Raw genomic sequence first — 14393 nt, forward strand, 5'->3', positions numbered from 1 at the left:
GAATGGAGCGAACCGCTATGCGGTTCGCTTCGCGCCGGACCAATTGCCGCCCGTCAACGCGTTCTGGTCAATGACCATGTACGATTTCCCCGCGCAACTGATGGTAGCCAATCCTCTCAATCGGTATCTGCTGAACTCGCCAATGATCCCGCAATTCAAAAAGGATGCCGACGGTGGGTTTACGCTCTACTTCCAAAACAAATCCCCCGGTGCCGATAAGGAGACCAACTGGCTGCCTGCGCCGGAGGGGCCGTTCCTCGTTGTCATGCGACTCTATTGGCCGAAGCCCGAAGCGTTGGAAGGAAAGTGGATCGCGCCGCCAATGAAACGTGTCACGTAGGGACGTGCGATGCCGCAACGCTAGCCTCCAGGGGATTTCGCCATGGTTATTGTGGCCTTACTCTACGCAATCCTGGTCTGGCTGCTTTTCTTCACGCTGAGATGGCTGCGCTGGGGTTGGGGCACGACGCCCTCGAAATCGGTGATGTCGTTCATCCTGGCCGACGCGACGCGGCTGGTCGGAATCTTCTCCCAGAACGGATTCCAGACCATCAAACCGGGCGCGCGGATTCAATTCGCACTCTCGAACAATCCAGGCCATCTCTATAATTCGACGATTGCGGAAATCGCGGCCGGCGTCGGCGAAGGCCAGATCGCCTCCTCCGGGACGCTGGCGCGGGTCACTTCGCTGCCGATGACCGCGGAATATCCGGTCGTGATCGAACGGCCGAAGGACATCGAACCTTCCGCGCTGCGGCCCGGCATGTCGGGAACGGCGACCGTTTACGCGCCCAAGTCGGCGCCGCTGGATACGATCGGCTGGCTGCTGCTCTGCGGCAGGGCGCTGACGCTGTATCTTTGAGAGATCGCCCGTGAAGCCGGAAAAGGATCAGCCGAAAACCATCGTTTACCTGCTGTTCCTTGCCGTTCAAATAGCAGGTGCGATTTTCGTCATGTGGAACGAGTTGCCGGCCTTCAGACAGTTGGTGCGCAATCCAGGCGAACAAATTCCATATGACGCCAACGAATATTCCTGGACGATCGCTGCCCTGGTCGTGATGCAAGCCGCCTATTGGTATCGCCTCTCGCGAATTCCGATTCCATTTCAAGGTTCGAGCGTGGTTTTGAGTCACCTGTTCCTGTTCCTCGGCCGTCTCAGCTTCATTTTCGGCGGGGCATTGTTCTCGGTCGTGTTTTTTCGACACCTTCCCGCGCTCGACTCAGATATCGACATTTTGCTGCTGGCACGACGAGGACTGCTGCTTGCCGGCACCCTGTTCGCGTTGTTTTGCATCGCGCTTGAACTGGAACGATTGGGAAATGCGCTAGGCGGAAACCGCCAGAGTTAGGCAGACGCCTCTTTTCAAACCGGGCAGTTCAGCGCCGGCGCCGCGCGCGGACATGGCAAGTCCTGCGCCAAAATGACGCCGCCTGGCTGCCGCCGGATCGTTGAACGCCGCAGGCGATGAGCGCGACAAAGGCATGCAACAGTCCGTGTTTTTCCGAATGCGGTGCCGTTGGCAGATCATGATGCCGATCAGGCGGGTAGGATGCCTGGGCGACCATGATTTCCGCGGGCTGCATCGATCCGGACATGCTGCGGAGGGGCGGCCATGCGCTTCAGTTGGACCGGCCTCGTTTTAGCACCCTTGCCGGTGCCGCTGCTGTTTTCTGCCCTGATGCTGGGTTCTCTCCAGACCAACGGCGCGGTACTACCGTTCCTGATCCTGGCGGTCCCGGGCTGTATCGTCTCCTATGGCACGACGATATTCCTGTTCCTGCCCTCGCTGTTTCTGCTTTCCTTGTCGCGGCCGATGACGGGCCTGAAGGCCTGCCTGCTGGGCGCGATACTGGGCGCGGCGGCTTTCCTGCCGCTGACACTGATGATGTGGAAGGGCAGCGGCCAGGATTCGGGACCGCCCACCGAAAGCTTCCTTGTATTCTTCCTGCGCTGGGTGGCCGATCCGACGACGGTCATATTTCCCCTGGCCGGACTGGTGACGGCGGGACTTTACTGGTGGCTGGGAACATGGCGCAACCATTCACGGTTACGCGATTTGCGGGCGGATTCATCATGAAGCGCGCGACCGACGCCATCCACATGGGATTGATGTTCGCGGCGCTCGGAATCACCTACCTTGTTCCGTTCGAACTGCTGTTGCTGTCCTATGTGGTGCTCGGTCCGGCGCATTATTTCACTGAAATCTCGTGGCTGCACGACCGCAAATATTTCCTGCCCCATCGCAGCATCCCGATCGCGCTCGCCGTCATTGCCGTCATCGCTGCCCTGATCGACAACGCATCCTGGTTCGGCTTCGTGATGTGGATGGCGTTCGTGGTGTGCGTACTGCTTGCGGCGGCAACGACACCCTTGCAAAGCACCGCGCTGGTGATGATCGCGATCGGGTTGACCGCCGCGATGGCGATGAACGGATCGTCGCTTGCGGTGCTTGGAATATTGCTTCCGACCCTGATTCACGTGTCGCTGTTTACGCTGGTCTTCATGGTGCTGGGCGCGGTGCGGTCGGGCAGCAAGCTGCAGGCGCTGCTGGTCGTGCTCTATCTGGCGGCGATCCTGATCCTGCTGGTGGCGCCGCCATCGGCGGAGACGCAGATTCCGGCTTTCGCCAGGGTGACGCAGGAATATTTCGGAAACGTGGCGCCGGCGCTCGGCAGGCTGCTCGGGATCGCAGGCGTGAAGCTCGATACCAAGCTGACGAGCCTGCTCGCCTTCGTCTACACCTATCACTACCTGAACTGGTTCATCAAAGCGGAGGTGATCCGCTGGGCCGACATCTCAAGGACGCGGCTGGCGCTGCTTGCTGCCGCGAGCGCGGCATCCACCGCGCTGTATTTTTACGATTATACCTTCGGCTTCACCGTGCTGCTTGCCTTGAGCCTGGTGCATGTGGTGCTGGAATTCCCGCTCAACGCTCTCGCCTTGCGGCAGCTCGGCACCGCGATCGGCCAGGGCGTCTGGCAGCGGACTCGGCGCGCGTGAGGTGCGCTCGACTTGCCTGGGTCGATCCGACGTCCGAGATGGATCCCAAGCGCGGCTTTGACGCTTGAACAGCCACTTCCGGTCTACCCCGATCAACGGACATCGTCAGGCCGCGCCGGCATGTCCGTTTGGGGCCAACACTCATGCGCGGCAGCAAATAAGACGCTGTGAGCCGATGAAACAGGCGGGGCAAATCAAATTTGGCTCGCGCGCGGCAAGACGATCTTGAACTCCGTGAACACTCCCGGCTCCGTCTCGACATCGATGCTGCCGCCGTGTTGTTTCACGATGATGTCGTGGCTTATCGACAGGCCAAGCCCGGTACCTTCGCCGGAAGGCTTGGTCGTGAAGAACGGGTTGAAAATTTTCTCCTTGACCCCTGCCGGGATGCCGGTCCCGTTGTCGCGAATGCGGATTTCAACCTTGTCTCCCAGGTTCTTCGTCGCAGCGGAAAGCATTGACTCGAAGCCGTCACCGACTTCCGCTCTACGTTTCGTGATGGCGTAGAATCCGTTCGATATCAGATTGAGTAGTACTCGCGTGATCTCTTGCGGATAGATATCAGCCATGCCGACAGACGGATCAAGATCGCGTTGGAAGCCGATACTGAAGCCTGCCTTCTCTGCTCGCGCGCCGTGATAGGCCAGGTTCAGGCTGTCATCGACTATCGCGTTGATGTCAGTAGGACGATGCTCGCCAGAACCTTCACGGGAATGCTGCAGCATGTTTTTCACAATGGAGTCGGCGCGCTTGCCGTGCTGAACAACCTTTTCGAGGTTGTTCTTCAGCGTTTCCGCCAGCTCGTCCAGTTCACCGCGTGTTTTCCTGTCGAGCGTAGCCCCCGCGAGCACGTCGTTCATTTCTCCGACCAATTCAGACGACAGCGCAGCAAAGTTGTTGACAAAATTAAGCGGGTTCTTGATTTCGTGGGCAATACCCGCGGTAACCTGGCCAAGCGATGCAAGTTTCTCGGTCTGCACCAGACGATCCTGCGCCCTGCGCAGGTCAACCAGCGCAGCTTCGGCAGCAAGCCGAGCCACCTGCAATTCGTGTTCTCGACGCTTCACATCGGTGATATCGGTGTAGATCGCAACCAATCCCTTATCGTGGGTCGGTTCTTCGGTTACGTAGAGCCATGTACCATCGCGCAGCTGTAATTCGAAACCGCCTCCCGGCGTGCGGCGTCGCGCCAGTCGAACTCGCATGTATGCCTCGATATCGGAGCCGGCGTCAGGGTACATTCCGCTTTCAAAGGCTTTGCGAGCGTAGTCCTCAAAGCTCATGCCGGGTACCACCATGGCGGCGACCTCGGGATCGGCGCCTTCCGTGAAGAAACGGCGATAGGGGCTATTGCACATCACGAGCCGATCTTCGGCGTCAAACAATGCGAAACCCTGCGACATGGATTCCAGCGCCACGGACAAGCGAGTTCGAGCTTCATCGCGCTCACGTTCGAGGGTCTTCTCGGCGCTGATATCGCCGGTCGAGCCGACCACGCGAACGACGCGGCCATTGCTATCCCGAATTCCGGTGCCATGCTGACGCGCCCAGTGAATTGAGCCATCTACATGGCGATACCGCATTTCGCAGAGAAACCGTCGCGTTTCGCCGCGGAAATGCGCCGCCCATGCGGCCCGATAGGCCGGCAGGTCCTCCGGATGGATACGCTGGATCCAGTCCTTCGGCGTCCTCAACTCCTCCTCGGTGAACCCCATCACCTCCCTCACATTGGGCGAGTAGAAAATCTCATCGCGAGCTACATCCCAGTCGTAGACACCTTCATTGATTGCACTCATGGCAAGCGAATAGCGCTCTTCGCTATTCCTCAAGGCTCGCTCGGCATTCTTCCGGATCGCAATATCACTGACCGCACCGACCAACCGGACGGCACGTCCAGCGAGGTTACGCGTGGCTATGCCGCGATCCTGGACCCAGCGATAGACATCGGCTTTGTCGCGAATCCGATATTCGGTATCGAGTACCGACGTTGCGCCCGTCAGGTGCGCACGCAGCGCGGCACGGTATGATGCGAAGTCGTCCGGGTGCAGCCGGGCGATCCAATCTGACGCGTTCAGTTCGCCTTCTGCGAAATCAAACAGAGCATTCAAATGCTCGGAGACCTGGAGGTCATTCGATTCGATGTTCCAGTCGTAGAGTCCCTCGCTAATGGCCTTGGTGACTTGCTCGTAGCGGGCCTGGTCGCGCCGCAGCGTTAGTTCAGCGCGGCGCATCTCCGTGACATCTTCATACGTCGTCATCAGGCCACCCGCGGCCAGGGGGCGGTAGCTTGCCGCGAGGATGCGGCCATCGCTCAACGCTTGATCGACCATGACATCTTCGTTGCGCCGGATTTGAGCGATGCGTTCTGCAACCTGCAGCTCGGCGTCGCCATTTCCGTAGTCTCCGCGCGCTGCGTTGTACCGGAACAGCTCCGCCAGCGTGACGCCCGGCGTGCAAAGTTCGATCGGATAGCCACGTATCAGCGGGTAACGCGAGTTGCAAAAGACAAGCCGCAGGTTTTCGTCGAAGACTGCAAATCCTGCGTTGATTTTATCCAGTCCGGCAGAAAGTCTGGCGTCTACAACCATGGTGTGGCCCCGGGTCCCGGCAACTTTCGAAGGGAGCATGACAGTAAATCATACCGAAGTGGCAGATTTATCCAGGTGCACGCTCGGCGGACCGCCACGTGGCGGCCTTGCTGTCGCTGTTGCACAACTTATGACCCGACTCCGAAGAATCCATCTTTTTGTGCAATGCATGAAGGGTAGGGAGGCGCTCCGGTGTAACCGCTGCGCTAACGTCCATTTTGGGTCAAAAGCGATCCTCACAACCCTGAAAGGCCACTTCCGGTCTACCCCGAGGAACGGACATCGTCAGGCCGCGCCGGCATGTCGGTTTTGGGGCCAAGAGCGGAAAATCGTCCAGGCGTCGAATTCGTTTCCTGCCCGCAATTTCACAAATACAAAAACGTCGCAAATATTCGACGTGTGACTTGATCAAGGCTGAGCCGCGGAGCTTGCTGCAGCAAGCTTGCATTTGACCTGTGGAGCGTGAATACAGCTTATGGAAATCTGGATTGGAAGTCTTTTGGATGGGGCCGCCCAAGCGACGGGAGCGGTAGCCATCATCGACGTTTTCCGCGCCTTCACAACCGCTGCCGTCGTATTGGCTAACGGAGCTTCGCAAATTACCATGGTCGGTACCGTGGAAGAGGCCTTGGCGCTCAGGGAAAGCGGTCTTGCCGACATCTGTATGGGAGAGGTTGGCGGCCGGGCGCCAGCCGGGTTCGATTTCGGAAATTCGCCGTTCGAGGTTTCCAACGTCGATTTTGGCGGAAAGTCCATTGTTCAAAGAACAAGCGCCGGCACTCAGGGCATCGTCGCTGCGCGACACGCTGAGCGGCTTTACGCGACCTCACTGGTGACGGCCAGCGCAACGGCACGTGCGCTGTTGTCGTCCGGGTCAGGTCGTATCTCGTTGGTGGCCATGGGCAACAATGCAATGGTCAGAACGGACGAAGATGAGTTGTGCGCTCTTCATCTACGTAACCTTCTTGAAGGTCGCCGCGGTGATGCACATGCTGTGCGTCAGGTTATCCTGGCTGGCGGCGACGCTCTACGGTTTCACGATCCGAGCCGGCCACATTTGGATCGACGTGATTTGGACATCGCGCTGGACGTCGACCGTTATGATTTCGCTATTCGGACGGTGTTAGAGGGCGGACGACCGGTCGCCCGAGCAGAAATCATGAAATTATAGTGTGAGACCGGGATCGGGCCCGGTAGGATGGCCTGCGCCCTATCGATGTCAGGTTCGCCGTGGCGTCAGGGCTGTGGAAGCACGGGGCTCGTTCGTGTGGGCAGTTGATGCGCTGAAGGAATGGCACGACTTCTACGTGCTGGTAGGAACGGCAGGCGCGACCTTACTCGCCTTGCTGTTCGTCGCTGTCTCGCTCGGCGTCGGTCTTTTGACCGATGAGCCCCACTCGGCGACGCACACATTCATGAGCCCGGTCGTCGTCCATTTCACGACCGTGTTCTTCCTGTCTGCCGTCGCTTTGTGCCCGTGGCATCAGGCCAAATACTTCGCCGCGCTGATTGGCGTCACCGCTTTGATCGGCGCCATCCTCTCGACGTACATCACGGTCCGGGTCGTGCGTACCGACATGACCAACTATCTGGAGGACTATCTGGCCTACGGCTTGTTGCCCGGCCTCGGTTACCTCGCGCTGCTGGCGGCCGCCGTGTCGATCTTCCTGGAAAGGGATTTTGGGCTGCATGCACTGGCAGGAGCTCTCTTGTTGTTGGCGATCGTCAACATCCGCAACGCCTGGGACCTCACGCTCACCATGGTCCGCCGGCACCGCCGGGTGGAATAGCCGAGCGGACTATCGTTGTCATTCCGGGTTCGCCACTTCGCGTCGCCCCGTCATAACGGCGCGTCAATTCCCCGTCTCCAGCGCGCCGAACCGCTCCCAGCTCTTGCCGTTGAAGCGCATGAACTGCATCTGGTCGACCGGGACGTGATCGGTCGCGGACGTATTGACCTTGATGCCGGGCAGCAGCATCGGCAGTTCGAGATCCCTGATCGAATAGGCATGCTTCAAAATGTTCTCGGTCGACAGATCGTCGCCGCAGGCCTTCAGCACGTATTCCAGCGTCATCGCGCTGTTGTAGGCGTTGACGTAGTTGGCATCATGCAGGTCGCCGTCAGGGGCGTATTTGACCATGAATTCACGCCAGGCCTTGACGCCGGCATCGTCCTTCCAGGCGGGATCGTCGGGGTCCTTGATATAGGCGGTGGAGAGGATGCCGATACCGGCTTCCAGCCCCGCGGGCTGCATCACGGTGTTGATCCAGACCGCGACGTTGGACAGGAAGGTCATCGGGCGCCAGCCGATCTCGAAGGCCTTGCGGATCGACTGCGCGGCGAATTTCGGCGTCGCCGCAATCACGAACACGTCGGCGCCGGAGGCCTTCAGCTTGACGATCTGGCTGTCGATGGTCGGATCCTGGACCTCGTAGGTCACGCCCGTCACGAGGGAATCATATTTGTCGCCGAGCACGTCCTTCAGGCCCAGCAGATAGTCGCGCCCGAAATCGTCGTTCTGCGAGATCACCGCGAATTTGGCGTTCGGATTTTTCGCGAGCGCATAGCGCGCGTAAAGCCGCGCCTCGTAACGGAACGGCCCCTGCACGCCGAGGGTGGCCTGCGGATATTGCGCGATGTCGGCGAATTTCGAGGCGCCGGAGCCGACGAACAGCTGCGGGATGTTCTTGCCCTGCAGGTATTTCGCGATCGCGGTGTTGTGGGCGGTGCCGATCGGGGAAAAGATCAGCGCCACCTCGTCGCTCTCCACCAGCCGCCGGGTCTGCTCGACGGTTTTCGGCGGCGCGTAGCCGTCATCCAGCGAAATCAGGTTGACCTTGCGGCCGTTGATGCCGCCGTGCTCGTTGAGCATCTTGAAATAGGCGACCTCGCCCTTGCCGAGCGCGCCGAACGCCGAAACCGGGCCGCTGTAGGGCATGGTCTGGCCGATCTTGATCTCGGTCGGCGTGACCCCGCGCATCTCGGCCGCCGGCGCGACCACCGGACAAGCCAGCGCAACCAACGCGCCCACACGGCAAATCGTGGAAACAAGGCGCATCAATCCCCTCCCCCGGCCTGTTCTTGATGTTCGATGGCAGCTGCGCGACCGGCCGCGATCTCATTGTCATCAAAACATGCCATGTTGGCGGAATGGACGCCATTCATAATTGCGGCCGGCCCCTCGCCGGAGATGGCTGGCAGGAGTTGGCAAAATTGCGTAACCTGCCGGCGGTTCAAAGACCATTGCCGATCACAGTTTTAGCCGCGCGACACATCATGCGTACCAAAATCCTTTCCCGTCTCTCGAAATTGCTCTGCGCCGCGATCGCGGTCGCCTCGGCCGTGCTGCCGCTCGAGGCTGCCGCCAGCGGCGGCGGCGCCGCGTTTCTCGAAAAGCTCTCGCTCAATCCGCAGCCTTCGCAAATCCTCGTCGTCTGCCACGGCTTTGGCTGCGCCTATCGCAACCAGTTCGTCCTGACGCCGGCCAGGGTCGCCAATCTGAGGGCGATGCTTGGCGCCGCGCATTCGGCGAAGGAGGAGCGACGGGTTCTGGCCAAAGCGGTTGCCTGGTTCGATCGCGAGGGCGGCCGCGCCGCCGGCACCGTGGGGCGGATCGCGCGCGCCGGCGCCGCCACTAAATCCGGTCCCTCGCAGATGGATTGCATCGACCTGACCGCGAACATCACCGAACTGCTGATCGTGCTCGATCGCAACAAGCTGCTGCGGTATCACCGGGTCGGCGAACCGGTCTCGCGCGGCCTGTTCGTCGACGGCAAGCAGCCGCACACCACGCCGGTGATCGTGGAGACCGCAACCGGCACCGAATGGTCGGTGGATTCCTGGACCAAGGCCTACGGCCAGGCACCTGACATCATGACCATCAGCGATTGGCAGAGCAGAAGTTGAGCCGGGGATTCTTTCGGCATTTTGAATTTTTTGACGGCCATTTCGATCGAGGTTTCCATGCGTGCCTCCGGTTACACTGATAGACTTGGTTTTCGTTTCATCCTCCTGGTCTTGAGCCTCGCCGTTCTGGCGCTGATGGTCCCGATGCAAGACGCTTACGCGCAACGCGATCTGGCGGAAAAGAACCAGCAGGTCATCCGGCTCTACCAGTCCGGCCAAAAGACCGAGGCGATTGCGCTCGCCGAACAGACGGTTGCCATCGCCAGATCGAGGGGCGACGACAAGGTGACGGCCATCCTGATGTCGCAGCTCGGCAATTTCTATCGCGACGTCGGACGGTTTGGGGATGCGGAAAACACCCTGAAGACCGTGGTCGCCATGCTCGAGCGCGGCGGGCAAGGCTCGAATTTCGCGCTGGCGCAGGCGTTGAACAATCTCGGCGGCGTCTATCTCAACCAGAACATGTTTGCCGACGCCGAGAAACTGTTCCAGCGTTCGCTCGAGCTCTACAAAAAGCTGCCGCCGGGCAAGGAGCACAACATCTGGACCGGCAACGGCATCAACAATCTCGCCGTCCTCCACGGTATGGAGGCGAACGCGAAGGCGGAGAACGGCCAGCTGGAGGAGGCCAACCAGGCCTACGACAAGATGATCGCGGAGATCACCGACGTCATCCCGCTGTGGTCGAAGGAGTTCGGGCCGACCCATCAGAACATTTCGGTGCTGTACCAGAATCGCGGCGAGGCCTACGCCAAGAGGAAGCAGTACGACCTGGCGGAAGCGGATTTGCGCCAGGCGCTCGCACTCCGGCTGAAATATCTGCCGCCGAAGCATTGGGTGATCGCCACCACGCAGAACAGCCTCGCCAATGTGCTGGTGCAGGAAAGCAAATTCCCCGAAGCCGAGCAGCTCCTGCAGAGCGCGCTCGTGATCCGCACCGAGGCGCTCGGTCCCAGCCATCCGAGCGTGGCAAGGAACCTGATCGCGCTGTCGCAGCTCTCAGCTGCGAGCGGCAACACCACGGCCGCGGTCGACTATTCCCGCAAGGCCACCGCCGCCGTCATCGAGCACGCCAGGACCGAGACGCTCGCGGTGCGGCAGCAACAGGGCGCGGGCGGGCTGGTGGAGCAAAGCGCCAGCTATTTCATCCAGCATGTCGACAATCTCGCCGCTGCCCAGGCCGCTAGCCCCGCGCCGCAGCTCGGCGACGAGGCCCTGCAGGCGGCGCAATGGGCGGTGCAATCCGTCACCGCAGGCGCCGTGCAGCAATTGGGCGTTCGCCTCGCCGCCGGAGGCGACGCGGTCGCAGCACTGGTGCGCGAGAGCCAGGACACCTCCGTGCAGTGGCGCGAGCGCGACAAGGCGCTGATCGCGGAAGTCTCGAAGCCGATAGGCCAGCAGAACCGCGCCGCCATCGAGGCGCTGCGCCGGCAAATCGTGCAGCTGGAGGACAAGCAGAAGACACTGGAAGCCAGGATCGACAAGGATTTCCCGGATTATGCCGCGCTTTCCAATCCGAAACCGCTCACCGTGGCGGACGCGCAAAAGCTGCTCGCACCCGACGAAGCGCTGGTGTTCTTCCTGCCGGGCGACAAGGCGTCCTACGTTTTCGCGCTGACGCATGACGCCTTCGAATGGCACACGATTGCGTTGTCCAGGAAAGACCTCGGCGAGAAAGTCGTGGCCTTCCGCCGCGGGCTCGATGTCGACGAGCTGGACGCCTCGATCAAGGCCGGAAGGCCGATCATCTATTTCAATCTCGAGCTCGCCCACGAGCTCTATTCCGGATTGTTCGGGCCGGTCGAGGCGACCATCAAGGACAAGCACAACCTCGCCGTGGTGCCATCGGGCGCGCTGACCTCGCTGCCGTTTCATCTGCTGGTCACCGGCCGGCCGCCGGCAGCGCCAGTCGAGCCCAACGCCCAGCCGGCCTATCGCGATGCGCCCTGGCTGTTCCAGCGCCAGGCGGTGTCGGTATTGCCGTCGGTTGCGAGCCTGAAGGCGCTGCGATCGACCGCCCGCACCGACCATGGGACAAAGCCCTTCATCGGTTTCGGCAATCCGTTGTTCCAGAACAACGCGCCTGCCGGCAATCAGCGCGGCATGGCGAGAAGTCGCGGCTACAATGAATTCTGGACCGCGCGCGGGTCGGTCGACCGCGGCAGGCTGGCGACGCTGGACCCGCTGCCGGAAACCGCCGAAGAGATCAGGGATATCGCCGACCGGCTCGGCGCCGCACCGGAAGATATCCATCTCGGCAAGGACGCCAGCGAGACCATCGTCAAGCAGGCGCAGCTGTCGAACTATCGCGTGATTTATTTCGCCACCCACGGCCTGGTCGCGGGCCAGATCACGGGCATAGGCGAACCTTCGCTGGTGCTTTCGATTCCGCCCAACCCCACCGCCGCCGACGACGGCCTGTTGACCTCGAGCGAGGTAGCCGAGCTCAAGCTCAACGCGGACTGGGTGGTGCTGTCGGCCTGCAACACGATGGCGGGCAACGCGCCGGGCGCGGACGCGCTGTCGGGGCTGGCGCGGGCGTTCTTCTATGCCGGCAGCCGCGCGCTATTGGTCTCGCACTGGGCGGTCGCATCGGACGCGGCAACGCAGCTGACGATTTCGACATTCGATTTCCTCGGCAAGGATCCGGCCATCGGCCGCGCCGGGGCGCTAAGCCGCGCCATGGGGGCCTATCTGAACGACGCCCCGGATGAGAAACATGCCAATCCAGCCTATTGGGGGCCGTTCTCGGTGGTCGGAGAGGGCTCGGTGAAGTGAAGTGACGAAGCAGCGCGAGGATCACTTCACCCGCGCGATCCCGGCAGGCAATCGGCCGACGATGTCGCCGTAAGCCGCTGATACGCCGTCCGCAAAAATGCGAAAGCCCGGCATGATGCCGGGCTTTGCACAATGGGTTTGCCGGAATAACCGGGGCTTACCTCACGCCTGCGGTTGCGGCTCCAGGCCCGGATCGGGGTCGGGACGCGGGCGCGGCTTGCCGGCCGGCGGCACTGCGGAAGTACGCGGGCCGATCGGCTCCAGAATGGATTCGCGGTTCGGCCGCTTGCCGATCAAGAGATCCTTGATTTCGTCGCCCGACAGGGTTTCGAACTCGAGCAATGCTTTCGCCAGCGTTTCGAATTCGTTCTTCTTCTCGGTCAGGATGCGCCGCGCCGTCTCATAGCCTTCGTCGACCAGCCGCCGGACTTCCATGTCGATCTTCTGGGCGGTGGATTCCGACAGGTTCTGGGTGCGCCCCATCGACATGCCCAGAAACACCTCTTCCTGGTTGTCGCCATAGGCCACCGTGCCGAGCTCTTCCGAGTAGCCGAACTGCGTCACCATGGCCTTGGCCATCTTGGTCGCCTGCCGGATGTCCTGCGAGGCGCCGGAGGTGATGTTCTCCTTGCCGAAGGTGATCTCCTCCGCCACGCGTCCGCCCATCGCGACCGCGAGCTGCGAGGTGAATTCCTTGTACTTCATCGAATAGCGGTCGCCCTCGGGCAGGAAGTTCACCATGCCCATGGCGCGGCCGCGCGGAATGATGGTGGCCTTGTGGATCGGGATGCCGGCGGTGACGTTGAGGCCGACGATGGCGTGGCCGGCCTCATGATAGGCGGTCAGCATCTTCTCCTCTTCGCTCATCACCAGCGACTTGCGCTCGGCGCCCATCATCACCTTGTCTTTGGCTTCCTCGAACTCGGCTTGCGTCACCATGCGCTTGTTGCGGCGCGCGGCGGTGAGCGCCGCCTCGTTGACGAGGTTCATCAGGTCGGCGCCCGAAAAGCCGGGAGTGCCGCGGGCGATGGTCTTCAGGTTGATGTCCGGCGCCAGCGGCACCTTGCGGACGTGAACCTTCAGGATCTGTTCGCGGCCGACGACGTCGGGGTTCGGGACCACCACCTGGCGGTCGAAACGGCCCGGGCGCAGCAGCGCCGGATCGAGCACGTCCGGCCGGTTGGTCGCGGCAACCAGGATCACGCCTTCATTGGCCTCGAAGCCGTCCATCTCGACCAGCAACTGGTTCAGCGTCTGCTCGCGCTCGTCATTGCCGCCGCCGAGGCCGGCGCCGCGATGGCGGCCGACCGCGTCGATTTCGTCGATGAAAATGATGCAGGGCGCGTTCTTCTTGGCCTGCTCGAACATGTCGCGGACGCGGGATGCGCCGACGCCGACGAACATCTCGACGAAGTCCGAGCCCGAAATCGTGAAGAACGGCACATTGGCTTCGCCGGCGACCGCGCGCGCGATCAGCGTCTTGCCGGTGCCGGGCGGGCCGATCAACAGCACGCCGCGCGGAATCCGGCCGCCCAGCCGTTGATATTTTCCGGGATCGCGCAGGAATTCGACGATCTCCTGCAAATCCTGCTTGGCCTCGTCGACGCCGGCGACGTCCTCGAAGGTGACGCGGCCATGCGCTTCCGTCAGCATCTTGGCGCGCGACTTGCCGAAGCCCATCGCCTTGCCGGCGCCGCCCTGCATCTGCCGCGACAGGAAAATCCAGACCCCGATCAGCGCGATGAACGGCAGCCACGAGACCAGGAGCGACACGAACCACGGCACGTTGTCGCCGGGCGGCTTCGCGGTGATCTGGACCTTGCCGTTATACAGCCGCGAGACCAGGGTCGGGTCGTTCGGCGCATAGGTCTGGAAGCTCGAGCCGTTGTTGAAGGTGCCGTGGATTTCCGGCCCCTGGATGACGACGTCGCGCACGTGGCCCTGATCGACCTCGGTCAACAGCTGCGAGAAGGAAATGTCCTGGGAAGAGGCGCGCTGACCCGGGTTCTGGAAGAGCGTGAACAGTGCCAACAGCAATAGAACAATGATGACCCAGAGGGCGAAATTGCGCAGATTGGCGTTCATCGAACTTCCTTCGTGGTCGCGCGGATCGCGGCCT

The 14393-nt window shown here is 61.5% G+C and carries 12 protein-coding genes; 9 read left to right on the forward strand and 3 right to left on the reverse strand.

Going from position 1 to position 14393, the window contains the following annotated elements; all coding sequences use genetic code 11:
- From VK804_RS30520 to VK804_RS30540, 5 genes are all read left to right on the forward strand, one after another.
- Positions 1-340 (forward strand): DUF1214 domain-containing protein (locus VK804_RS30520; protein WP_325752007.1); only part of this gene is annotated, 340 nt, incomplete at its 5' end.
- Between the two features lie 42 nt (positions 341-382).
- Positions 383-862, forward strand: coding sequence for a fusaric acid resistance protein FusE (locus tag VK804_RS30525; RefSeq protein WP_325752008.1), 480 nt, complete (start codon positions 383-385; stop codon positions 860-862).
- 10 nt (positions 863-872) lie between these two features.
- Positions 873-1349 (forward strand): hypothetical protein, encoded by a 477-nt coding sequence (locus tag VK804_RS30530; RefSeq protein WP_325752009.1) that lies wholly within the window; start codon positions 873-875, stop codon positions 1347-1349.
- Between the two features lie 264 nt (positions 1350-1613).
- Entirely contained in the window at positions 1614-2078 is a 465-nt protein-coding gene (locus tag VK804_RS30535) for a hypothetical protein (protein WP_325752010.1), read from the forward strand.
- Positions 2075-3001, forward strand: coding sequence for a hypothetical protein (locus VK804_RS30540; RefSeq protein WP_325752011.1), 927 nt, complete (start codon positions 2075-2077; stop codon positions 2999-3001). Before VK804_RS30535 ends, VK804_RS30540 begins: the two co-directional genes overlap by 4 nt.
- A gap of 194 nt (positions 3002-3195) precedes the next feature.
- Here VK804_RS30540 and VK804_RS30545 read toward each other — a convergent pair whose 3' ends face one another.
- Entirely contained in the window at positions 3196-5589 is a 2394-nt protein-coding gene (locus VK804_RS30545; RefSeq protein WP_325752012.1) for a PAS-domain containing protein, read from the reverse strand.
- A 475-nt stretch (positions 5590-6064) separates the two neighbouring features.
- On the opposite strand from VK804_RS30545, the gene VK804_RS30550 reads away from it, so the two are divergent.
- On the forward strand, positions 6065-6760 hold the full coding sequence (locus VK804_RS30550) for a 2-phosphosulfolactate phosphatase (protein WP_325752013.1): 696 nt from the start codon (positions 6065-6067) through the stop codon (positions 6758-6760).
- A 94-nt stretch (positions 6761-6854) separates the two neighbouring features.
- A complete protein-coding gene (locus VK804_RS30555; protein ID WP_325752014.1) occupies positions 6855-7379 on the forward strand; it encodes a hypothetical protein in 525 nt (174 codons plus the stop codon).
- A 63-nt stretch (positions 7380-7442) separates the two neighbouring features.
- Here VK804_RS30555 and VK804_RS30560 read toward each other — a convergent pair whose 3' ends face one another.
- The gene (locus VK804_RS30560) at positions 7443-8648 is read right to left on the reverse strand and encodes an ABC transporter substrate-binding protein (protein WP_325752015.1); all 1206 of its coding nucleotides are present in this window, start codon (positions 8646-8648) and stop codon (positions 7443-7445) included.
- 218 nt (positions 8649-8866) lie between these two features.
- Between VK804_RS30560 and VK804_RS30565 the strand changes: the two genes are divergently transcribed.
- Positions 8867-9496 (forward strand): hypothetical protein, encoded by a 630-nt coding sequence (locus tag VK804_RS30565; protein ID WP_325752016.1) that lies wholly within the window; start codon positions 8867-8869, stop codon positions 9494-9496.
- A gap of 57 nt (positions 9497-9553) precedes the next feature.
- Positions 9554-12274 (forward strand): CHAT domain-containing tetratricopeptide repeat protein, encoded by a 2721-nt coding sequence (locus VK804_RS30570; RefSeq protein WP_325752017.1) that lies wholly within the window; start codon positions 9554-9556, stop codon positions 12272-12274.
- Between the two features lie 162 nt (positions 12275-12436).
- Here VK804_RS30570 and ftsH read toward each other — a convergent pair whose 3' ends face one another.
- Complete coding sequence (ftsH, locus tag VK804_RS30575; RefSeq protein ID WP_325752018.1) at positions 12437-14359, reverse strand: ATP-dependent zinc metalloprotease FtsH; 1923 nt, start codon at positions 14357-14359, stop codon at positions 12437-12439.
- Between the last annotated feature and the right edge of the window lie 34 nt (positions 14360-14393).

This window comes from Bradyrhizobium sp. (genome assembly GCF_035484855.1).
Classification (GTDB): Bacteria; Pseudomonadota; Alphaproteobacteria; order Rhizobiales; family Xanthobacteraceae; genus Bradyrhizobium.